The sequence below is a fragment of the Rhodospirillales bacterium genome, from assembly GCA_016699855.1.
Taxonomy (GTDB): domain Bacteria; phylum Pseudomonadota; class Alphaproteobacteria; order Reyranellales; family Reyranellaceae.
The window spans coordinates 688,483-709,339 of sequence record CP064988.1 but is presented as its reverse complement, the minus strand read 5'-3'; the positions used below and the strand labels follow the sequence as shown (position 1 = coordinate 709,339).

Annotated in this window: 19 protein-coding genes and 1 pseudogene; 11 read left to right on the top strand and 9 right to left on the bottom strand. The window is 68.8% G+C overall.

What is annotated here, in order from left to right; translation table 11 throughout:
- Nucleotides 1-8: 8 nt before the first annotated feature.
- Complete coding sequence (locus IPK81_03400; GenBank protein QQS14941.1) at nt 9-1,565, bottom strand: gamma-glutamyltransferase family protein; 1,557 nt, start codon at nt 1,563-1,565, stop codon at nt 9-11.
- Between the two features lie 202 nt (nt 1,566-1,767).
- Here IPK81_03400 and IPK81_03395 point away from each other — a divergent pair, with 202 nt between their 5' ends.
- On the top strand, nt 1,768-2,421 hold the full coding sequence (locus IPK81_03395) for a ribosomal protein L7/L12 (GenBank protein ID QQS13311.1): 654 nt from the start codon (nt 1,768-1,770) through the stop codon (nt 2,419-2,421).
- 14 nt (nt 2,422-2,435) lie between these two features.
- Here the strand turns inward: IPK81_03395 and IPK81_03390 are convergent, their stop codons facing one another.
- The gene (locus IPK81_03390; GenBank protein ID QQS13310.1) at nt 2,436-4,112 is read right to left on the bottom strand and encodes an AMP-binding protein; all 1,677 of its coding nucleotides are present in this window, start codon (nt 4,110-4,112) and stop codon (nt 2,436-2,438) included.
- Nucleotides 4,113-4,293: 181 nt separating this feature from the next.
- Here IPK81_03390 and IPK81_03385 point away from each other — a divergent pair, with 181 nt between their 5' ends.
- The 3 genes from IPK81_03385 to IPK81_03375 are packed head-to-tail and all read left to right on the top strand — an operon-like array spanning nt 4,294 to nt 7,198.
- Nucleotides 4,294-5,295, top strand: coding sequence for a TRAP transporter substrate-binding protein (locus tag IPK81_03385; protein QQS13309.1), 1,002 nt, complete (start codon nt 4,294-4,296; stop codon nt 5,293-5,295).
- 38 nt (nt 5,296-5,333) lie between these two features.
- A complete protein-coding gene (locus IPK81_03380) occupies nt 5,334-5,834 on the top strand; it encodes a TRAP transporter small permease (protein QQS13308.1) in 501 nt (166 codons plus the stop codon).
- A complete protein-coding gene (locus IPK81_03375; protein ID QQS13307.1) occupies nt 5,834-7,198 on the top strand; it encodes a TRAP transporter large permease in 1,365 nt (454 codons plus the stop codon). Before IPK81_03380 ends, IPK81_03375 begins: the two co-directional genes overlap by 1 nt.
- Nucleotides 7,199-7,256: 58 nt before the next feature.
- On the opposite strand, the gene dctP is transcribed toward IPK81_03375, so the two are convergent.
- Nucleotides 7,257-8,258 (bottom strand): TRAP transporter substrate-binding protein DctP, encoded by a 1,002-nt coding sequence (gene dctP / locus IPK81_03370; protein ID QQS13306.1) that lies wholly within the window; start codon nt 8,256-8,258, stop codon nt 7,257-7,259.
- Nucleotides 8,259-8,570: 312 nt separating this feature from the next.
- Between dctP and IPK81_03365 the strand changes: the two genes are divergently transcribed.
- The 5 genes from IPK81_03365 (at nt 8,571) to IPK81_03345 (ending at nt 13,327) form a co-directional block, all read left to right on the top strand.
- Nucleotides 8,571-9,170 carry a DUF2272 domain-containing protein gene (locus IPK81_03365; protein QQS13305.1) on the top strand — a complete coding sequence of 200 codons (600 nt, stop codon included), beginning with the start codon at nt 8,571-8,573 and terminating at the stop codon, nt 9,168-9,170.
- 133 nt (nt 9,171-9,303) lie between these two features.
- Nucleotides 9,304-10,326 carry a TRAP transporter substrate-binding protein gene (locus tag IPK81_03360; protein ID QQS13304.1) on the top strand — a complete coding sequence of 341 codons (1,023 nt, stop codon included), beginning with the start codon at nt 9,304-9,306 and terminating at the stop codon, nt 10,324-10,326.
- Nucleotides 10,327-10,386: 60 nt separating this feature from the next.
- A complete protein-coding gene (locus tag IPK81_03355; GenBank protein ID QQS13303.1) occupies nt 10,387-11,400 on the top strand; it encodes a TRAP transporter substrate-binding protein in 1,014 nt (337 codons plus the stop codon).
- Between the two features lie 77 nt (nt 11,401-11,477).
- A complete protein-coding gene (locus IPK81_03350; GenBank protein ID QQS13302.1) occupies nt 11,478-12,062 on the top strand; it encodes a TRAP transporter small permease in 585 nt (194 codons plus the stop codon).
- Nucleotides 12,059-13,327 (top strand): TRAP transporter large permease, encoded by a 1,269-nt coding sequence (locus tag IPK81_03345; GenBank protein ID QQS13301.1) that lies wholly within the window; start codon nt 12,059-12,061, stop codon nt 13,325-13,327. The genes IPK81_03350 and IPK81_03345 overlap by 4 nt, the downstream gene beginning before the upstream one ends.
- Nucleotides 13,328-13,342: 15 nt before the next feature.
- On the opposite strand, the gene IPK81_03340 is transcribed toward IPK81_03345, so the two are convergent.
- From IPK81_03340 to IPK81_03315, 6 genes and pseudogenes are all read right to left on the bottom strand, one after another.
- Complete coding sequence (locus IPK81_03340; protein QQS13300.1) at nt 13,343-14,197, bottom strand: methyltransferase; 855 nt, start codon at nt 14,195-14,197, stop codon at nt 13,343-13,345.
- A gap of 105 nt (nt 14,198-14,302) precedes the next feature.
- A complete protein-coding gene (locus tag IPK81_03335) occupies nt 14,303-14,821 on the bottom strand; it encodes a hypothetical protein (protein QQS13299.1) in 519 nt (172 codons plus the stop codon).
- A 55-nt stretch (nt 14,822-14,876) separates the two neighbouring features.
- Nucleotides 14,877-15,152 (bottom strand): hypothetical protein, encoded by a 276-nt coding sequence (locus IPK81_03330; GenBank protein ID QQS13298.1) that lies wholly within the window; start codon nt 15,150-15,152, stop codon nt 14,877-14,879.
- Nucleotides 15,153-15,169: 17 nt separating this feature from the next.
- A pseudogene (locus IPK81_03325) lies at nt 15,170-16,776 on the bottom strand (choline dehydrogenase).
- Between the two features lie 99 nt (nt 16,777-16,875).
- The gene (locus IPK81_03320) at nt 16,876-18,099 is read right to left on the bottom strand and encodes a flavin-dependent oxidoreductase (protein QQS13297.1); all 1,224 of its coding nucleotides are present in this window, start codon (nt 18,097-18,099) and stop codon (nt 16,876-16,878) included.
- 5 nt (nt 18,100-18,104) lie between these two features.
- Complete coding sequence (locus IPK81_03315) at nt 18,105-19,076, bottom strand: tripartite tricarboxylate transporter substrate binding protein (protein ID QQS13296.1); 972 nt, start codon at nt 19,074-19,076, stop codon at nt 18,105-18,107.
- A gap of 163 nt (nt 19,077-19,239) precedes the next feature.
- Between IPK81_03315 and IPK81_03310 the strand changes: the two genes are divergently transcribed.
- Both IPK81_03310 and IPK81_03305 read left to right on the top strand, forming a co-directional pair.
- Nucleotides 19,240-20,292 (top strand): alpha/beta hydrolase, encoded by a 1,053-nt coding sequence (locus tag IPK81_03310; protein ID QQS13295.1) that lies wholly within the window; start codon nt 19,240-19,242, stop codon nt 20,290-20,292.
- Between the two features lie 80 nt (nt 20,293-20,372).
- Nucleotides 20,373-20,813, top strand: coding sequence for a MerR family DNA-binding transcriptional regulator (locus IPK81_03305; protein QQS13294.1), 441 nt, complete (start codon nt 20,373-20,375; stop codon nt 20,811-20,813).
- Nucleotides 20,814-20,857 lie beyond the last annotated feature (44 nt).

Sequence of the window (20,857 nt, the reverse complement as noted above, 5' to 3'; positions counted from 1 at the left end):
GGCCGGTCCTAGAAGCCGATGGCCGCCCCGTCGCGGCGGCTCTCCGACGCCCCGAGATAGGGGCCGCCGTCGTCGAAACGCCAGATGATCTGGGCCGAGCCGAAGTCGAAGCTCGGCTCGGGCGTGCGCGTGAGCTTGTGGCCGAGCGCCTCCAGCCCCTGCAGCGTCGCCGCCGGCGTATGCGCCTCGGTCCACACCGTGCCGTCGGTCTCGTGGATGCGCCACCTCGGCGCGTCGATGGCGGCCTGCGGGTTCTGGCCGAAATCGACGATGCGCGAGAACACCTGCATGTGGCCCTGCGGCTGCATGCCGCCGCCCATCAGGCCGAACGTGGCCACCGGCCGGCCGCCCTTGGTGATGAAGGCCGGGATGATGGTGTGGAACGGCCGCTTGCCCGGCGCCACGAGATTGGGATGGCCGGGCTGCAGCGAGAACCCGGTGGCGCGGTTCTGAAGCGCGATGCCGGTGCCGGGCACCACGACGCCCGATCCGAAGCCGCTGTAGTTGGATTGGATCAGCGACACCATCATGCCGCTGGAATCGGCCGCGCCGAGATAGACCGTGCCGCCCATCTTCGGGGCGCCCGGGCCAAAGGCGCCGGCCTTCCGCGTGTCGATCAGGCCGGCGCGGGATTTCAAGTAGGCCTTGTCGAGCATCTCGGCCGGCGTTACCTCCATGAAGCGCGGATCGGCGACGTAGCGGTGGATGTCGGCGAAGGCGAGCTTCATCGCCTCGATGCGCAGATGCGCCAGCTCGGCGCCGTCGGGTTCCATGCCGGCGATGTCGAAATTCTCGAGGATGCCGAGCGCCATGCAGGCGGCGATGCCCTGGCCGTTGGGCGGGATCTCGTGCAGCGTCGTGCCGCGGTAGTCGAGGCCGATGGGATCGACCCAGTCCGGCCGGTGCGCCTCGAGATCGCTCCGGCGCAGCGTGCCGCCGCACTCGATCGCGAATTTCTCCATCTTCTCGGCGAGTTCGCCGCGGTAGTAGGCTTCGCCCTTGGTCTCGGCGATGATCTGGAGAGTGCGCGCCTGGTCGGGGAACTTCCACAGCTCTCCCGGCTTCGGAGCGCGGCCGCCGGGGATGAAGGACGGCGCCCAGTTGGGCTGGTCCTTCAGCCGCGGGATGGCGCGCTCCCACTGGCGCGAGACCATGTACGACACGCGGAAGCCGTCGCGCGCGTAGCGGATCGCCGGCTCGAACAGGTCGGCGAAGGGCAGCTTGCCGTAGCGCTTGTGCAACTCGACCCATAGCGACACGCAACCCGGCACGGTCACCGAGTCCCATCCGACGTCCGGCATCTTGGCGCGGCCGGCGTAGCGGTCGGGCGTCATCAGCGCCGGCGCGTGGCCGGACGCGTTCATACCGACGAGCTTGGTGCCGTCCCACACGATGCAGAAGGCGTCGGAGCCGATCCCGTTCATGGTCGGCTCGACGATCGTCAGCGCGATGGCCGTGGCGATGGCGGAGTCGACCGCGCTGCCGCCCTTGGCCAGCATGCGCAGGCCCGCCGACGACGCCAGCTGCTGCGAGGAGGCGGCGACGTTGTCGGCGAAGATCGGCAGTTTGCGGGTCGTGTAGGGGAAATCGTAGGCGAAAGGCGCGGTGTTCACGGCGGGCGGTTCCTGGGGGCGGGAGCGGTGGCGCAGACTAGCGGCCGGCGGCGGCGGCGCAAGCGGATCGCGCGGCCGGCGATAGGCGCGGGCGCCGTCCCGGACTATGCTGACGGACGTCGCGTCCGGGAGGTCGCGTCGCGGGGGACGGCGGATGGGTCAGAGCTGGGTGGTCGTGGCCGCGGTCGGCGCCGGCGTGGTGGTCGCCATCGTCGCGCTCGCGCTGCTGCTGCGTGGCCGCGGACGGGCCAAGGTGCTCGATGCGCAGGCTTTCGCCACGCCCTCGCCGGCAGGCGAGGATACGCCGGTCGCCAGCCTGACGATGGCGGCGGCCGACTCGATCCTGCGCGCCAAAATGGCGCGCGGCGAGAAGATCGAGGCCATCAAGATGGTGCGCGATATCACCGGGTTGGGCCTGAAGGAGGCCAAGGACTACGTCGACGCGATGCCGAACGTGCCGTCGCTGAACACGATGGCCCGCCGCGTCGCGACCGCGCCGCCGCCGCCTCCTCCCGGCGATCCGCGCGCCGAGGCGACGACGCTGGTCGCCGAGGGCCGTTTGATGGAAGCGGTGAAGCTGGTGCGCGAACGCACAGGCATGGGCCTGAAGGAGGCCAAGGACTATGTCGACGCGCTGCGCTTCGCGCCGCGCGGACCCTCGCCGCTCGACGATCCCAAGGTGCGCGCCAGCCTCGCCGGGCTGATCTCGGCCGGCCGCGAGCCGGAGGCGATGGACTGGCTGCGCCAGCGCGCCGGCATGAGCATCGAGGCCGCCAAACACCACCTCGACACGCTCCGGCCGCGCTGAGGCGAGACGCCGCGTCAGCCGGCCGTCGCGTTGGCCTTCTTCGCCTCGAGCTTCTCCTTCTCCTCGGCCTTCAGCTCCTTCTTGGAGAGCTTGCCGACGGGGGTCTTGGGCAGCTCGGCGCGGATCTCGAACGCGACCGGGAACTCGTGCTTGCCGATCTTGCCGTCGAGATGGGCCTTCAGCTCGTCGAACGTAAGCGACATGCCGGGCTTGAGCTTGACGAACACCTTGGGCGCCTCGCCGCGATACTCGTCGGGGATGCCGATGACGATGCACTCCTCGACCGCGGGGTGCTCGTAGGTCGCCTCCTCGATCACGCGCGGATAGACGTTGTAGCCGGAGGAGATGATCAGGTCCTTCGAGCGGTCGACGAGGAACACCCAGCCGTCGGCGTCCATGTAGCCCATGTCGCCGGTGCGCAGGCCCTTCCAGTTGGTCGAGGGATGCGAGAACAGGACCTTGTCGGTCTCGTCCTGCTTCTTCCAGTAGCCCATCATCACCTGCGGACCGATGATGCAGACCTCGCCGACGTTGTCCTTGCCCGGCGGCAGCACCTTGGTGTGGTCCTCCAGTCCGCGGATCTCGACGATCGTGCCGGGCATCGGCACGCCGCAGGAGCCGACGCGGCGCACGCTCTTGTCGACCGGGCAGATGCAGCCCGTGGGCGACGTCTCGGTCAGGCCGTAGCCCTCGATCAGCGTCGCGCCGGTCAGCTTCTCGAACTCGTTCTGGACCTCGACCGGCAGCGGCGCGCCGCCGGACATGCAGATCTTGAGCGATTTCAGATCGAGCGTCTTGGCCAGTGGATGCTTGTTGATCGCGGTGTAGAGCGTCGGCACGCCGGGCAGGAAGGTCGGCCGCTTGGTGCCGAGGTCCTTGACGATCATGTCGACGTCGGGCCGCGGATAGAGGATCAGCTGGTTGCCGTTGCGCACCGCGCCCAGCATGATTCCCGACAGCGCGTAGATGTGGAACAACGGCAGCACGATCGCCGCCATGATGCTGCCGTGCGTCAGCATCGCCGCCTTCGGCAGGCCGGTGGTGCCGCCGGTGTACTGCAGCAGCGCGACCTCGTCCCAGATGTCGTCCTTGATGGCGTGCTTCTTGTAGACGCCGTCGTTGGCCAGCAGGTCCTTGAACGACATGTGCCAGTCGTCGCGCGGCCACTTGTCGAAATCCGCCTTCTTGGCGATCGGATACAGCCAGTTCTTGGGCCACGGCAGGAAGTCCGCGACGCTGCCGACGATCAGCTTCTTGAGGCGCGACTTGCCGCGCATGGCCGCCATCTTCGGGTACAGCGCCTTGACGTCGAGCGTGACGAGGATGTCGGTCTCGCTGTCGGCGATCTTGTGCTCGAGCTCGCGGGCGGCGTCGAGCGGGCTATAGTTGACCACGCGGCCGCCGGCCTTGAGCACGCCGAAGAAAGCGATGATGTAGTGCGGCGTGTTGGGAAGGTAGAGCCCGACATGGACGCCCGGTCCGACGCCCAGCTTCTGGAACCCGGCGGCGGCGCGGTCGGTCGCGGCCTTGTAGTCCCGGAAGGTCATGATCTTGTCGAGGAAGTCGGTGAACGGCTTGTCGCCGTACTGCGCGCAGGCCTCCTCGAACGCCTCGTGGATGCCCTTTTTCGGCACGTCGAGCTCCCACGCCACGCCGGCCGGGTAGCTCTTCACCCACGGAAAATCCGCCATCGTCCCCTCCCGATCGGCGCGCGTTCAGCCGCGCGCGTCGTTCGCGGCACTATGGGAGGCGGCGCCGAGCAGGGTCAAGCGAGGGTCCGGGCGCGGCGAGGTAAACGGCGGTTTATTTAGCGGTCGACAGGCCGGAGGGGGCCGTCTAGCCTCCGCGAAAGTCATAGGGGGAGGAAACGAGATGGTGGGACTGGCGCGCCGCGCGTTCGCGGTCGTGGTCGCGGGCGCGTTGGTGTCTTCGCCGGCGCTGGCGCAGGAGCAATGGAAGGTCGCGTCTGCGGCCCAGCCCGGCACCGCGCTGATCGGCTTCGTCGACACCTTCGCCGCCAACGCGACGAAGAGTTCCGGCGGCAAGCTCGTGGTCGAGCGCCAGTTCGTCGGCAGCGAACAGGAGATCGGCCAGCAGGTCGTGCGCGGCCGGCTGCAGATCGCCAGCGTCTCGTTCGCCGGCATGTCCATCGTCGTGCCCGAGGGCGGCGTGATGAACGTTCCGTTCCTGTGGGCGAGCAAGGCGGAGCGCGACTACGTCACCGAGAAGTTCGCGATGCCGGTGCTGCGCAGCATCTTCGACGCGAAGGGCCTCGTGATCGTCGGCGACAGCGAGGTCGGGTACAATGGCGTCGTGTGCAAGTCGCCGTGCCCGACGCCCGCCAGCGTCAAGGGCCTGAAGGCGCGCATCGCGCCGACCGCCGGCTCGAAGATGTTCTGGAACCAGCTCGGCGGCAATGGCGTGCAGCTGCCGTTGTCGGAGCTCTTCCCGGCGCTGGAGCAGAATCTGGTCGTCGCCTGCGATCTGCCGTTCTCGTACTACATCACGACCCCGGCGGCGACGAGCGCGCCGTACTTCGTCGACACGCAGCACCTGCACCATCCCGCGATGGTCGTGGTCAACAAGGCGCAGTTCGACAAGCTGCCGAAGGATGTGCAGGACGGCCTGCGAAGCGCGCCGGTGCCGGTCGCCGAGACCCGCCGCGCGGTCGACGCCGAGCAGAGCGCTAAGGTCGCCGACTTCAAACGCAAGGGCGGCACCTTCGTCGAGCTGACCGACGCGCAGCGCGCCGAGTGGCGGGCGCTCGTCGCGCCGGCGCAGCTCGAGCTCGTCAAGGGCATCGGCGGGCGCGCGATGGAGCTCTACGAGGCGATCCAGAAAGGCCAGAAGGAGTTCGCCGCCCGGCCGAAGTGACGACGAGTCACGTCTGGACACGACCTGGAGGATAGGGGATGCAGGAAGCCGTCCGACGGTCGCTCGGCCTTCTGTACAGGCTCGAGACGATCGTGGCGTGCGTGGCGTTCGTGCTCGTGGCCGCCTCGCTGTTCGCCGACGTGTTCTCGCGCGAGGCGCTGGGCAACGGTATCTTCGGCGCGCAGAAATTCGCGGTGTTCGCCACGGCGATCGCTGGCCTGCTGGGCTTCACCATCGTCGTCCACAGCGGCGGCCACCTCAGGGTGTCGGCGGTGGACCGGCTGTTCCCGGAATCCTGGCAGGGACCGATGACCCGAATCGGCGACCTCGTGTCGTGCGGGATCTGCCTCTTCCTCGGCGTCTACGCCGTGCAGTTCGTCGCCAGCTCGGCACGCCTGGGCGAGACGGACATGGTGTTCAAGATCAAGCTGTGGCCGATCCAGGCGGCGCTGCCCTACCTGTTCTTCGCGTCCGCGCTTCGCTACGCCGCCCACGCGGCCTTTCCGGCGCTGCGTCCCGAAGAGAAGGACGGCGAGTGATGTCGACGCTGCTCGCCTCCACCATCCGCGGCTCGACCTGGTCGGCGCTGGGCTTGCTCGCGTTCGTGGCGCTGCTCGGCCCGCTGGGTCTGTTGTCGTACAAGGTCGCGATCTTCTTCGTGCTGATCCTGGCGCTGCTGTTCCTGCGCCAGCCCGTGGTCCTGCTGCTGGCGGTGGCGACCGCGTTCACCCACGCCTGGTTCGCGCGCAACAGCTCGGTCGAGTTCCTGATCCAGGACGTCTGGTTCACCGTCGACCGCGAGGTCCTGCTGGCGATCCCGATGTTCATGCTCGCCGGCGCGCTGATGTCGCGCGGGTCGATCGCGCAGCGGCTGATCAACGTGATGGTGGCGCTCACCGCGCCGATCCCCGGCGGGCTGGGGATCGCCGCCGTGCTGGCCTGCGCGGTGTTCGCCGCGATCTCCGGCTCCTCGATCGTGACCATGCTGGCCATCGGGTCGATCATGTACCCGGCGTTGATACGCAGCGGCTACGACCGGAGTTTCGCGATCGGCGTCGTGTGCTCGGCCGGGACGCTCGGGATCATGATCCCGCCGTCGATCCCGATGATCCTGTTCGGGATCATGACCGAGACGTCGATCACGCAGCTGTTCGTCGCCGGCATCGGACCCGGCCTGTTCCTCGCGCTGCTGTTCTCGATCTACTCCTACGGCGCGAACCGCGGGCGGCCGACGGACCGCTGGAGCCTCGCGAAGATCGCGACCGCGCTCCGCGAGGGCGTGTTCGCGATGCTGTTGCCGGTGTTCCTGCTAGGCGGCATCTACACCGGCTGGTTCACGCCGACCGAGGCGGCGGCGCTGTCGCTGGTCTACGCCCTGCTGGTCGAGCTCCTCATCCACCGCGAGCTGGGGCCGGCGGACTACTGGAACACCGTGCTCGACACGGTGAAGATGCTGGGCACGCTGCTGCCGCTGCTGGCGATCGCGTCGAGCCTCAACACGATCCTCGACTACGAGGGCATCGCGAAGAGCTGGGTGACCCACGTGCAGGGCGCGGTCGACAGCCCGGTGATGCTGATGATCGGCATCAACATCCTGCTGCTGATCGTCGGCTGCCTGATGGACGCCGGCTCGGCGATCCTGATCTTCTCGCCGCTGCTGCTGCCGCTGGCGAAATCCGCCGGCTACGACGCCGTGCATTTCGGGATCATCATGACCGCGAACCTGGAGATCGGCTACCTCACGCCGCCGGTCGGGCTGAACCTGATCGTGGCCATGGCCGCCTTCAAGGAGAACTTCCTGTTCATCTGCAAGGCGGTGCTGCCGTTCATCGCCATCATGTTCAGCTGGCTGCTGCTCGTCTGCGCGTGGACGCCGCTGACGATGTACCTCGTCGGCAGATAGGCCGGACGGAGAAGGGCGCGTCCACGGACGCGCCCTCCCGATATCCGTCGGCCCGGCCCTACTTCGGCAGCGCCGCGAACTCCTTCCTGCCCTTTTGGATGGCGTCGAACAGCTCCTGCGCCCGCCCGCCCATGCTCTTCACGAGGTCCGGGAGGCCCGGTTCGACCAGTTTGCGCCACTCCGCGCGCTGGGCGTCGGTCAGTTCGTGGACGTGGCCGCCTTTCTTGCGGAACTCGCCGATCTTCACCTTCTCGTCGTCGTCGACCATCTTGCGGAACTTGGCCGGCGACGGCATCGCCTTCTCGATCTTCTCGCGCGTCGCCGCCGGCAGCTTGTCCCACAGCGCCTTGTTGGCGACGATGATCGCGGGATGGTGGAGGTGGCGCGTGTGCACGTAGTGGGGCGCAGACTGCGCGCCCGGCGTCGTGATATAGAACAGGAACGGCAGGTCGGCGGCCGACACAAGGTTCTGCTCGAGGCCGGGCCACAGCTCGGTCAGCGGCATCTGCACGCCGTTGGCGCCTAGGCTCTGCCAGAACAGCTTCGAGGCGGGCGTCGGCGCCACGCGCGCCTTCATGCCCTTGACGCTGGCCGGCGTCAGGCACGGCGTCTTGCACACGACGTCGTTCCAGCCGACGTCTGCCATCAGGATCAGGTGGATGCCCTTCTCGGCGTAGATGCTGCGCATCACCGGCACCGCGTACTTGTCGGTGACGTAGACGCGCTCGGCGTCCGACGACCAAAGGTAGGGCAGGCTCACGACGATGCCGTCCGGCGCCGCGACGGCCGCGCCGCTCGGCGACGATCCGCCGAGCTGCAGCCGGCCGCGGATGAGCTGCTGGAACATCTCCTGCTCGTTGCCGACGAACTGGCGCTCGACCTTCACGGCGCCGCCTGCGTTGTCGTTGATGACGGCGATCACCTCCTCGAGGATGTTGAGCAGCACGGAGCCTGGTTGGGCCGCCGAGGCGAGCTTCCAAGGTTCCTGCGCCGCGGCCGGAGCCGCCAGACCGAACAGCGCCGCGCCGATCGCGAGGGCGCGCCTTGTCGCGTGGAACATTCTTCTTCCTCCCATTGTCGTGGCGGGTCCGTCCCAACGAACTGGCAGGCCCGTGGACCGACGGTAGGCATCGGTCGGCGCGACGGTCAACTGCATGAATGTTAATTCACTTTAGATAACGCCCATAAAATGCTGTAATTGTGATATAATAAACAAAAATCGTCCTCTCGATCCGAAGAATATCGAATGGTTCCCGCAAGACATTGGCCGCTGCTTCCGGTCATTCTCCGCGCCTTGATCGTTGGCGGCGCGATGGTCGCGGCGTTGGCGGCCTGCGGTTCCAGCCGCGAGGCTGGAGGCCCGAACGACCCCGTGGCCGCCGCCGCATGGCGCGAATGGCGCCGGTTCGGCCAGCCGGTGATCTCCTATGTCGGCGGCGCGAGCCGCGATGGCGGCGTGCACGAGACGCACGAGCCGCTGGCGTCGCGGATCGGTGACTACTGGCGCGTCGCCGGTCATCCGGAATGGAACGGCCGCAACACCGACCGACCGTGGTCGGGCGCGTTCGTGTCGTGGACGATGCGCGAGGGCGGCGTCTCGCCGCGCGACCTGCCGCCGAACGGACGCCATGCCGGTTTCCTCGCGGTGCTGCTCGACGCCCAGATCCAAGGGCGTGGCGGCGCGTTCCGTGTCCACGACTGGCGCGACTACACGCCCAAATCCGGCGATCTCGTCTGCGCCGGCGTCCGCGCCAACGGCAGGCGCGACGCGCGCGCGCTGCGGGCCGCCGTGGACCGGGAGGTGGCGCATTGCGATGTCGTCATCGACAACGCCGGAGGCGGCCAGTTGCGCGCCGTCGGCGGCAACGTGCGCGACGGCGTGACGATGTCCGTCTATCCCGTGAACGGTTCCGGCCGCCTCCTCGACGTCGGCCGCCGCCCGTGGTTCGCGGTGGTCGAGAAGCGCGGCTAGGCGCGGCGACCGGCGCCCTTCCAATTCCGACGCGCCGTTCACTTTTCACTCGCCTTCCCCCGGACGGCGCGGCACATTCGTGCCCAATGAACGACGGCCGGCGTCTAGTGCGCCGCGGCTGCGGGAGGGAAGAATGGGTTCGAGGATCGCGATTCTTGGCGCCGCGTTGCTTGCGGCCGCGTCGTTGGCGCCCGCGTCGGCCCAGGAGAGGAAGCCGGTCGAGCTGCGCTACACCACCGGCGCGCCGGCCAAGACGCCGTGGGTCACGCAGCTGGAGCGGTTCGAGAAGGACGTCGCCGAGGAGAGCAAGGGCGCGCTCAAGATCATGCCGTTCATCGCCGCCCAGCTCGGCAACGAGCAGGACACGATGCAGCAGGTCGCGCGCGGCCGCATCGACATGGGCGGGTTCAGCAACGGCGCCGTGGCGCTGGTGGCGCCGGAGCTGGCGCTTCTCGGCATGCCGTTCTACTTCCAGAGCATCGCCGAGCAGGACTGCGTGCTCGACAAGCACATGGCCGGGCCGGTCGCCGAGGCGCTGGCGAAGCGCGGCGTGAAGTTCCTCGGTTGGACCGAGGTCGGCACCGGCGACATCGTCGGCAAGAAGGCGTTCCTGACGCCGACCGACGTCAAGGGGCTCAAGGCGGCGGCGGCGAGCAACAAAGTGTCGGCCATGATGTGGACGACGCTGGGCGCCAATCCCACGCCGATCGGCATCACCGAGATCGCGTCGGCCTTCCAGACCGGACTCGTGGACGTCAACGCCACGGTGGTCACGTTCTATCTGCCGTCCGGTCTCGCCAAGGTGGCGCCGGTGCTCACCCGGGTCGAGTTGTCGGACGCGCCGGGCATCGTGCTGATGAACAAGGCGGTGTACGACAAGCTGCCGTCCGACCAGCGCGCGATGCTCGACCGCGCCGTCGCGCGGCGCCCGGCCGAGCTACTCCGCAAGGAGATCCGCGGCTTCGAGGAGGCGTTGCGCGGCATGCACGTGAAGGCGGGCGGCACGATCGCCACCGTGACGCCGGCGCAGCGCGAGTTGTGGCGCAAGGCGCTCGAGCCGGCGTGGCCGGCGATGGTCAAGGAGATGGGCCCGGAGGGCGACAAGTTCTTCAAGCTTATGGAAGCCGGGCGCAAGGCTTGCGCGAAGCCGGCCTGATTCGGCGCCGGCCGGAGTTCGGAACGCCCCGCAGAGGGTAATTCAAGGGAGGAGACGACGATGAGAGGATCGATCACGCTGGCGGCGCTGGCCGTCGTGGCGGCGGCCGCCACCGGCGGCGCTTCGGCGCAGCAGAAGGCGGCCGAGTTCCGCTACACGACCGGCGCGCCGCCGAACACGCCCTGGGTGATGCAGCTCGACCGCTTCGCCAAGGATCTCGACGAGGAGAGCAAGAGCGCGATGAAGATCGTGCCCTTCATCAACGCCCAGCTCGGCAACGAGCAGGACACGATGCAGCAGGTCGCGCGCGGCCGCATCGACATGGGAGGCTTCTCGGTCGCCGCCGCGGCGCTCTTGGTGCCCGAGCTGTCGCTGACGGGGCTGCCGTTCTACTTCACGAGCGCCAAGCAGCAGGACTGCGTCTACGACAACCACCTGACGAACTACACCCGGAACGCCCTGGCCCAGAAGGGCGTGGTGTTCCTCGGCTGGACCCATGTCGGCTCCGGCAGCATCGTCGGCAAGAAGGCGTTCAAGACCCCCGCCGAGGTCAAGGGGCTCAAGGCGCGTTCGGCGCCGACCAAGACGGCGGCGGCGTTCTGGACGGCGCTCGGCGCCAACCCCAACCCGATCGGCATCACCGAATGGTCGTCGGCGCACCAGACCGGCCTCGTCGACGTGTCGGACGCGCCCGTGACCTTCTACGTGCCGTCCGGGCTCGGCAAGATCGCCCCGGTCTACACCCGGACCAACCACTACGACGCCGGCGGCGTGGTGGTGATCGCGAAGGGCGTCTACGACAAGATGACGGCCGACCAGCGCAACGCGCTGCAGCGCGCCGTCGACCGCCGCCCCGGATCGCAGCTCCGCGGCGAGATCCGCGGCTTCGAGGAGACGATCCTCGGCATGCACCTGAAGGCCGGCGGCCAGATCGTGACGCTGACGCCGGCGGAGCGGCTGGTGTGGCAGAAGGCGGTCGAGCCGGCATGGCCGCAGATCGTGAAGTCCGTCGGCGGCGACTCGGACAAGTTCTTCAAGCTGATGGAAGACGGCAAGAAGGCCTGCGGCGCCTGATCGGGGCGGCGCGGGGTATCATCGGGAACTGACGGGACCGGGCGCGCGCCTGCGCGTCCGGAGCGCGGCGGGGGGATATGAACACACCGGCATCAGAGCGCGATGCGCCGGGCGCGGCGGACGCGCCCGAAGGCATCCGCCGGATCATCGACGGCTGGCACAGGCTCGAATGCTGGATCGCCGTCGCCGCTTTCTCGTTCATCGCGATCATCATGGTGCTCGACGTGTTCGGGCGCGAGATCGTCGGGCCGTTCTTCCGGCTCATAAACGTCGATATCGGTCCGACGGGCATCTTCGCCGCCCAGCGGCTGGCGATCTTCGCGCTGGTGATCGGCGCGTTCCTGGGCGTCGGCATCGCGACCGCGACCGGCAGCCACCTCGTGCCAAGGGTCGCGTTCAACTGGATACCGGCGCGCCTCGGACCGGCGATGGACCGGATCGCCGACCTCCTGACGGGGATATTTCTGCTGGGTTTCGTCTGGTTCGGGTTCGTCTTCATCCAGTCGACCTACGCGGCCAACCTGCGCACGCCCGTGCTCGACTGGGTGGTCTGGCCGATCCAGATGGCGATTCCGCTCGGCTTCCTGTCGGCGGCGCTGCGCTACCTCGTGTTCGCCGCCTGGCCGGGCGTCCGGCCCAAGCCGCCGGAGTTCCAGGAATGACCACGTTCCTGCTGCTGGCGCTGATCGTCCTGCTGCTGGTGCTGCGCCAGCCGCTGCTGGTGATCCTGCTGTGCGTCGCGGCCTACATCCACATGGTGTGGGGCCGCGGCCAACTCGACTACATCGTAGAGGACATGTGGGTCGGCATCGACAAGGAGGTCATCCTGTCGATCCCGCTCTTCATCCTCTGCGGCAACGTCATGACGCGCGGCTCGATCGCGCAGCGCCTGATCGCGATCCTCGAGGCGGTCACGCGGCCGCTGCCCGGCGGCCTCGCCGTCGCGTGCATCCTGTCGTGCGCCGTGTTCGCGGCGATCTCCGGCTCCTCGATCGTCACCATGCTGGCGGTCGGTTCGGTGATGTACCCCGCGATGCGCCAGGCCGGCTACGACATCAAGTTCACGATGGGCGCCATCATGTCCGGCGGCACGCTGGGCATCATCATCCCGCCGTCGATCCCGATGATCATCTACGGGCTGGTGACCGAGACCTCGATCACCGACCTGTTCGCCGCCGGCTTCGGACCGGGCTTGCTGCTCACGATCGCGCTCTCGATCTACGCCGTCTGGCACAACCGCGCGATGCCGTCGCGGCGCTTCGACTTCCAGGACTTCAAGACCGCCTGCGCCCGCGGCATCTGGGCGTTCATGATGCCGGTGATACTGCTGGGCGGCATCTATTCCGGCTGGTTCACCGCGACCGAGGCGGCGGCGGTCGCGCTGGCCTACGCGATGGTCGTCGAGATCTTCATCCACAAGGAGCTCAAGCTCGGCGACTTCTACAAGGTCGTGCTGGACGCATCGAAGCTTGGCGGATCGCTGTTCCCGGTGCTCGCCGTCGCCCTCAGCCTCAACATCATCCTGATCGAGCACCACGTGCCGCAGTCGATGGTCGCGCTGGTCCAGCAGTACATATCGAGCCCTCTCGCCTTCATGCTGATCGTCAACGTCCTGCTGCTGATCGTCGGCTGCCTGATGACGACCGGCGAGGCGATCCTCGTGCTGGGGCCGCTGCTGGCGCCGCTCGCCGCCGCCTACGGCTACGACAAGGTCGTGTTCGGGCTGATCATGATCCTCAACCTCGAGATCGGCTACCTGACGCCGCCGGTCGGTCTGAACCTGATCGTCGCGATGAGCGCCTTCAAGCAGAAGTTCGGCCTGCTGTGCCGAGCGGCGATTCCGTTCATCCTGATCATGCTCGGGTGCCTGGCGCTGGTCGTCTGGCAGCCGTGGATCGCGATGTACCTCGTCACCGGCAAGTTCTGACCGCGGCCGCGGCGGTCAGGGTTCCCAGAAGGCGAGCGTGCGCGTCTCGACGCTGCGGCGGGGCGCGGCGCTTGGCGACGTCGTCGGATCGTCGAAGGCGGCGTGCGCGGTCCAGCGCGCGCGCCCGTCCTCGGCCGAGTCGAAGCACTTGAACACCAGCGCCTCGTCGGGCCGCATCGACGGATAGTGGTACCATCGGTGCGCCGGGTTATGCCGCACGCCGTACGTCTCGCCGCGGCGGTCGCGGTAGATGAGGTCCGACGCGACGAAATCATCGAACGCGACCGAGCGGGCGTCGGCGATGGCGAGCGGCGATTCCTCGACCACGCCGCCGATCGGACGCCAGACGTTGACGATGGCGTAGCGGTCGCGCAGCCGTCGCCCGGCCTCCTCCGCGGACAGGATGTCGCGCACGCGTTGCGGCGCGGAGCGCGGCGTGTAGTCGTTGTGGGCCCGCTTGACCGGCTCGCGCACGCCGTCGGCGGCGCGGGCCTGGAGGCGGCCGTCGCGCAGGGTGTGGTCGAACACCACGACCTTCGCCGCGCCGGTCAGCGCCGCGACCAGGCGCTCGACCTCGGGATCGTAGGCCGCGCGCCGCCCGGCCTCGTCGTGGAAGTCCCGCACGGCGCTGTCGTGGCCCACCAAGGTGAAGCCGGCGTCGTCCAGGGTCGGCGCCGCGGCCAGCGCGCGGGCGTCCCGCACGGCCATAGGGAACGGCGCGTACACGGTGTTGCGCCACGGCGTGCCCGGCGGCGGTTCGTAGGTGTAGCTGAACGGCTTGTCGGCGCCCGGAACGAGGTAGTTGATCGGCGCCACGACGCCGTCGAGGGCGGCGTTCGCGGTCGGGGAAGGGACGGTCAGGGCGTCCATGACGGGTCTCCGGCTTGTCTCGCCGCCGGAACATGGTCGCGACCCCGGATGGGGTCAAAAGAGCATTTGTCGGGATATCGTTAGCGAAACTCTAGCGCGCCCGATTCAAGCGCGCCTGACGCAGGTCGCGGTGCGCTTGAGATCGGCCTCGGTGTGGGCCCGCAGGAACGCGCGCAGGTTGTCGGGCGCGCCGCCGGGCTTGCCGGGACCGAACTGCGCCTGCGACAGCGTCACGCCGGTCCGCCGCGCCAGCGCCTCGAGGCGCGCGCGGTCGTCCGGCACCAGTATGCCGAACGCCCCTTCGGGGTCGCGCTTCAGGAACATGTGGTAGATGCGGCCGGCCTCGTCGGCCTCGACGATGATCAGGCCTCCGTTCGACGATTCGAGCCGCAGCCGGTAGGCGCTCTTGTCGAGCCGCGCGTCCTGTACCACCTCGCCGCCGACGTTGACGGGGGCGGAGACCACGGCGGTCGACGTCTCGCCCTTGTCGGTGTTGACGCAGTGGTAGGTGCCGGCCGGCAGCGCGACGTCCTGGCCGCGTTCGAGCACGCGCTGGCCGGTGTCGTAGCAGCCGGCAAGGGCTGTGGCGGCGAGGGCCGCCACCGCCGCGAGATACGTCCGCATGATCCACTCCCGATGCGCGGTGGACCGCGACTATGGCACGCGAAAGCCGGCCGGCCTATCCGCGCGTGACCGGCCCGTCGTCCGACGGCGGTTCTGTCGCCGCGATCGCCCGCGCGCGCCGCCAGAAGTACCAGGCCAGCACGGCGTCGACGATGAAGATCGCGGCCCCGCAGACGACGAGGGCGTCGACGCCCGGCGCGAGCTCGACCGTCCGCGTCCCGCTCGAGAGCAGGAACGCCGGGACGCCGACGCCGCCGAGCGCGCCGCCGGCGACGAGTGCCGCCGCCACGGTCCGGGAGCGCGCGGACGTCATCGCCTCGTGGGACGCCATGCCGGCGGTCCTGGCGCCTACGCAGCGCGCGCCATGGACTCCGCGCCCTTGATGAGGTCGGCGGCGCGCTCGGCGATCATGATGGTCGGCGCGTTGGTGTTGCCGCCGATCAGGGTCGGCATGACGGAGGCGTCGACCACGCGCAGGCGCTCGACGCCGCGCACGCGCAGCGACGGATCGACGACCGCGGAGGCGTCGGAGTCCGGCCCCATCCGGCAGGTGCCGACGGGATGGTAGATGGTCTCGCTGCGGGCGCGCACCCAGGCCGCGAGGTCGACATCCGAGACCTTGGCCGAGCCCGGCTCCATCTCCTCGCCGCGGTACGGGTCCATCGCCTTCTGCGCGAAGATCTCCCGTGCCATCCGCGTACCCTTCACGAGCGCGTCGAGGTCGCCCGGCGCCGAAAGGTAGTTGGCGTCGATGGCGGGGTGCGCCAGGGGATCGGCGCTCTTGAGCCGGATCGTGCCGCGGCTCCCGGGCCGCAGCAGGCAGACGTGCAACGTCATGCCGTTGGTCTTCATCTTCGTCTTGCCGTGGTCGATGACGAAGGCGGGGATGAAATGGAGCTGGATGTCAGGCGCTGCCAATCCGTCGGCCGATCGAAGAAGCCGCCGGTCTCGGCGATGCAGGAGGTGCCCGGGCCGGTCTTGGCGAACAGGTGCTTGGCCAGCGTCACCAGCTCGTTGGCGGTGTCGTAGGTGTCGCGCGTCTTGCAGTGGTAGAGCGTTGCCGCGTCGAGGTGGTCCTGCAGGTTGCCGCCGACGCCGGGCACGTCGGCGGCGACGTCAATGCCCATGGCGCGCAGGTGCTCGGCGGGGCCGACACCCGACAGCATCAGCGTCTGCGGCGAGTTGATGGCGCCGCCGCTCAGGATGACCTCGCGCGAAGCGCGCGCGGTCTCGTCTTTTCCGTCCTTGCGGTACGCGACTCCGGTGGCGCGGCCTTTCTCGACCACCGCCCGGGCGGTGATCGCGTCGGTCAGCACGGTGGCGTTGCCGCGCGCCATCGCCGGCCGCAGATAGGCGACGGCGGCGCTGAAGCGCTTGCCGCCCTTCTGGGTCACCTGGTACTGGCCGACCCCGTCCTGCGACGCGCCATTGAAGTCACGGGTGCGTCTATGTCCGGCCTGCTCGCAGGCTGCGAGGAAGGCGGCGTTGATCTTCGCCGGAGACACCTGGTCGGCGACGTTGAGGGGCCCGCCGACGCCGTGGAATTCGTCGGCGCCGCGCTCGTTGTTCTGCGCCCTCTTGAAGTAGGGCAGGACGTCGGCGTAGCTCCAGCCGGCGTTGCCGAGCTGGCGCCAGTGGTCGTAGTCCCAGGCGTGGCCGCGGATGTAGAGCATCGCGTTGATGGACGACGAGCCGCCCAAGGTCTTGCCGCGCGGCCAGTACATGCGCCGCCCGTCGCAGTGGATCTGCGGCTCGGTCTGGTAGCCCCAGTTGAACAGGCCCTTGCCGGCCAGGTTTACGACGCCGGCCGGCATGTGGATGAACATGTTATTGTCCGCCTTGCCGGCCTCCAGCACCAGCACGCGGACGGCCGGATCCTCGCCGAGGCGGTAGGCCAGCGTGCAGCCCGCGCTGCCGGCGCCGACGATAATGTAGTCGTATTCGTTCGCGGCCATCGCACGTCTCCGTCCCAGCGGCGCCGGCGTGTCGTCGGCCGGCGCCTCTCCCGCCGTCAAAGTGCCGCCAGCGCCGCCGCTTGTCGAGCGCTGCCGCGTTCAGGGTCGCGCCGCCGTCACCTGTCGGTAGCCGTCCACCAACGCCACGAGTTCGCTCCGCGGGATCACCGAGTCGATGTCGGCGAACGGGCGGTCGCCGGTGCGGAGAAAGACCTCGCGCAGGACGGCGTCCGGCGGGTTGGTCCGGTTTGCGTGGACCACCGCCGCCGTAGCCGGGCGCCGCTTGCCTTCGTAGGCGTCGAGGGCGGCGCCGGCGTCGGCGTGCGCCCGCAGCGCGTCGGTGAGCGCGCGGGCGTCGAGGATCGCCTGTCCGGCGCCGTTCGAACCGCGCGGGTACATCGGATGCGCCGCGTCGCCAAGCAAAGTGACGAGGCCTCCGCGCCAGAACGGCAGCGGATCCTGGTCGACCATCGGGAACTCGAGCACGAGGTCGGACGCGCGCAGGAACGCCGGCACGTCGAGCCAGTCGAAGCGCCAATCGGCGAAGGCCGGAAGGAAATCCTCGAGCCGGCCGGGCCGGTTCCAATCGCGGCGTTTGTAGTCGGGCGTCTCGATCTCCGCGACCCAGTTGACGAGCTGGCGGCCCTCGGCATCGACCGCGTCGCGGATCGGATAGATCACCATCTTGCCGGTCGCGAGCCAGCCCGCGCGCACCATCGTCGCGCCCGAGAGGAACGGAGGCCAGCGCGTGGTGCCCCGCCACATGTTGACGCCCGAGTATTTCGGCGGGCCTTCGTCGGGATGCAGACCCCGGCGGATGATCGAGTGGATTCCATCGCAGGCGACGACCGCGCGGCCCGTCAAGGACCGCAGCGGCCGGTCGTCGGAGTCGACGAGATCCACGACCGCGCGCCCGTTCTCGGCGCCGGCGCCGACACAGCGCCAACCCGTGTGCAATCGACCCTGCCCGATCCGCGTGATCACCGTGTCGGCCAGGACGCGCTGGAGCTCGCCGCGATGGATGGAAAATTGCGGCGCCGGATGGCCGGCGGCGCGACCCGCCGGTTCGCTGTAGATGAGCTGGCCGAAGCGGTTGAAGAACGCGCTCTCGCGGGTCGTGACGGCGACCGCCGCCAGGGCGTTCTCCAGACCGAGCGCGCACAGCTCGGCCGCCGCGTGCGGCAGCACGTTTATGCCGACGCCGACCGGCCTGATCTCCGGCGCGGCCTCGACCACGCGGCAGGGGATGCCGGCGCGCTCCAGCATCAACGCAAGCGTGAGGCCGCCGATCCCCGCGCCGACGATCAGGATGTCGTCGACCATGAGCGTCAGGTCGCCGGCTCGATGCCGGCCTCGCGGATGACACGCGTCCAGCGCGCGAGGTCGGACTTCACGAAGGCGGCCAGCTTGTCGGCCGGGCCGCCGACCGGCGCCAGGCCGGCCTGCTTCAGCGCGTCCTGGACGTCGGCCATCGCCAACGCGGCGTTGACGTGTCCGTTCAGCGCGGCGACCACGGACGGCGGTGTCGCCGCCGGCGCGAAGAGTCCGTACCAGAGGTCGACATCGGCGCCGTCGATCCCGGCCTCGGCGAAGGTCGGCACGTCGGGCGCGAAGACCGAACGCTTCGGCGCCGCCACCGCCAGCAGGCGGATCTTGTCCGTGCGCGCCAGCGGCAACGCCGTGTGCACGGGGATGACCATGGCGCCGACATGGCCCGCGACCAGGTCCTGCACCGCGCCTGCCGACCCCTTGTAGGGCACGTGCACGACGTCGATCTTCACGGCCAGCCGGAACAACTCCATCGCCAGATGCTGCGGCGTGCCCGGACCGGGCGAGGCGTACTTCAGATCGCCCGGCTTGGCCTTGGCGAGGTCGACGAAGGTCTTCAACGACGTCGCCGGAGAGGAGGGATGCACGGCCAGCGCGAGATCGCCGGTCGCGACCATGGCGACGGGCGCGAAGCTGGCGACGGGATCGTAGGGTATGGATTTGAACAGGCCTACGTTCGTCACGAACGTGTTCGCCGTCATCATCAGCGTGTTGCCGTCCGGCGCCGCGCGCGCCGCGGCGTCGGTGCCGATGTTGCCGCTTGCGCCGGGCTTGTTGTCGACCACCACCGGCAGGCCCGTGAGCGCTTGCAGCCGCGGTCCGAGGATGCGGGCCAGCGTGTCCATTCCAGTGCCCGGTGTGAACGGCACCACGATCCTGAGGACGCGGTCCTGCGCGCGCACGGCGCGGGCGGCGAACGGCGCGAGCGCCGCGGCGATCAGGCTGGTGGTCCGGCGTCGACCAATCGGCATGTTCCCTCCTCCGGCCTTTCCCGGACCATAGCACGCTCGCGCCCCGGCGGGGCGGCGGTGGCCCGGTGTCCGCTGGTGGAAACTCCACCCGACACGCACGCGGCCCGGTGGTAGCATTCCGCCGGGCGCGGGGAATTTCCAACTGGACATGCGGGAGGCTGGCATGGCGATCACCGTGTATTTCGCGACCAACCGCCACAACGAGGGCACCGAGAAGAAGCCCGAGTTCGGCCGGAACTTCAGCGAGAAGGGCCTGACCTACCTGCGCTTCGGCTCGGCCGAGGTCGAGGCGCCGGCGCGCGCCGGCGGCCGCTACCGCGTGTCGTCGGTCTATCTCGCGCCGGAGCACGTCATCGACGATCCAGACGCGCCGAAGAAGGAGAAGTCGAAGGAAAAGTTCGGCAGCCGCGAGATCTTCGACGACCTCCGTGAATCGATGATCGAGCACAAGAGCGACGCCTTGGTGCTGATCCACGGCTTCGCGTGCAAGTTCGAGGAATCCCTCGAGCGAGCCGCCCAGATCAAAGACGTCTACCAGCTCGACGAGCGGCCGCTCGAGGTGTTCGTGTTCTCCTGGCCGGCCGACGGCGACATGATCCCGCTCGTGTCCTACAACCGCGACCGCGACGATGCGCGCGCGTCCGGGCCGGCGATCCAACGGGCGTTGACGATCCTGATGCGCTACCTCGTCGCCATCGGCGACCGGGCGCACTGCAAGCAGAACCTGCATCTCGTCGCCCACAGCATGGGCAACTACGCGCTGCGCCACGCCGTGCAGGCGATCTGCGGCGAGCACGGCGCCAACCGGCTGCCGCGGCTGTTCAAGAACGTGTTCCTGATGGCTGCCGACGAGGACAACGACGCCTTCGAGCACGCCCACAAATTTGCGCCTCTGGCGGCGCTCACCGACACGATCCACGTCTACTACGCGGCCGAGGACGGTGCGCTCAAGATCAGCCGCGACACCAAGAACGCGCAGGACCGCCTCGGCGCGACCGGGCCGCGCACGCTGTCGGACCTGCCGATGAAGGTGTCGCTGGTCGACTGCGCCGAGGTGCTGGAGACCGTCTTCTCCGACCGCGGGCACCAATACTACCGCAACCGGCCGGAGGTCGTCGCGGATGTGCGCCAAGTCTTGCGCGGTGTGCCGTCGGACGAGATCCTCGGCCGCGAGTTCATCCCCGAGAAGCGCTCCTATCGACTGAAGCCGGCGTGATGTCGAGGTGGGGATCCGGCTCTTGACGTTTACGTAAATCATTATTGACGTTTACGTAAACGTCATTTAGACAACTCGGCATGACGCAGCCCGCAGTCGACACGCTCCGCGACGAGTCCCGCCCGGCCGCCCGCACTTGGACCATCGCCGAACTGGCCAAGGAGTTCGGGGTGACGCCGAGGGCGATTCGGTTCTACGAGGACGAAGGTCTGCTGACGCCGACACGGCAGGGCATGAACCGGGTTTTCAGTTCCGGCGACCGCGCCCGTCTTAGCTGGATCCTGCGCGGCAAGCGTCTGGGCTTCGCGCTGGGCGAGATCAAGGAACTGCTCGATCTGTACCATGCCGACCGTTCGGGCGTGCAGCAACTGCGCGGAATCGTGGTCAAGAGCCGCCAGCACATCGGCGAGCTGGAGAAGAAGGCGCGCGATCTGAAGGCGCAGATCGCCGAGTTCCGCGAGGTCGAGAACCACGCGGCGTCGCTGTTGCGCGACAAGGGCGTCGATCCGGACGCGGCGTGACCCGCCGCCCGCGCCGGCCGGCGCGAGAATGAGATCAGGGAGGG

Excerpts from the sequence above, each read along its gene's own strand:
- IPK81_03310 (QQS13295.1), top strand. The coding sequence starts at position 19,240 with ATGGCGATCACCGTGTATTTCGCGACCAACCGCCACAACGAGGGCACC.
- IPK81_03360 (QQS13304.1), top strand. The coding sequence starts at position 9,304 with ATGGGTTCGAGGATCGCGATTCTTGGCGCCGCGTTGCTTGCGGCCGCG.
- IPK81_03385 (QQS13309.1), top strand. The coding sequence starts at position 4,294 with ATGGTGGGACTGGCGCGCCGCGCGTTCGCGGTCGTGGTCGCGGGCGCG.
- IPK81_03350 (QQS13302.1), top strand. The coding sequence starts at position 11,478 with ATGAACACACCGGCATCAGAGCGCGATGCGCCGGGCGCGGCGGACGCG.
- IPK81_03390 (QQS13310.1), bottom strand. The coding sequence starts at position 4,112 with ATGGCGGATTTTCCGTGGGTGAAGAGCTACCCGGCCGGCGTGGCGTGG.
- IPK81_03305 (QQS13294.1), top strand. The coding sequence starts at position 20,373 with ATGACGCAGCCCGCAGTCGACACGCTCCGCGACGAGTCCCGCCCGGCC.
- IPK81_03395 (QQS13311.1), top strand. The coding sequence starts at position 1,768 with ATGGGTCAGAGCTGGGTGGTCGTGGCCGCGGTCGGCGCCGGCGTGGTG.
- IPK81_03345 (QQS13301.1), top strand. The coding sequence starts at position 12,059 with ATGACCACGTTCCTGCTGCTGGCGCTGATCGTCCTGCTGCTGGTGCTG.
- IPK81_03335 (QQS13299.1), bottom strand. The coding sequence starts at position 14,821 with ATGCGGACGTATCTCGCGGCGGTGGCGGCCCTCGCCGCCACAGCCCTT.
- IPK81_03340 (QQS13300.1), bottom strand. The coding sequence starts at position 14,197 with ATGGACGCCCTGACCGTCCCTTCCCCGACCGCGAACGCCGCCCTCGAC.
- IPK81_03320 (QQS13297.1), bottom strand. The coding sequence starts at position 18,099 with ATGGTCGACGACATCCTGATCGTCGGCGCGGGGATCGGCGGCCTCACG.
- IPK81_03375 (QQS13307.1), top strand. The coding sequence starts at position 5,834 with ATGTCGACGCTGCTCGCCTCCACCATCCGCGGCTCGACCTGGTCGGCG.
- dctP (QQS13306.1), bottom strand. The coding sequence starts at position 8,258 with ATGTTCCACGCGACAAGGCGCGCCCTCGCGATCGGCGCGGCGCTGTTC.
- IPK81_03380 (QQS13308.1), top strand. The coding sequence starts at position 5,334 with ATGCAGGAAGCCGTCCGACGGTCGCTCGGCCTTCTGTACAGGCTCGAG.
- IPK81_03330 (QQS13298.1), bottom strand. The coding sequence starts at position 15,152 with ATGGCGTCCCACGAGGCGATGACGTCCGCGCGCTCCCGGACCGTGGCG.
- IPK81_03315 (QQS13296.1), bottom strand. The coding sequence starts at position 19,076 with ATGCCGATTGGTCGACGCCGGACCACCAGCCTGATCGCCGCGGCGCTC.
- IPK81_03355 (QQS13303.1), top strand. The coding sequence starts at position 10,387 with ATGAGAGGATCGATCACGCTGGCGGCGCTGGCCGTCGTGGCGGCGGCC.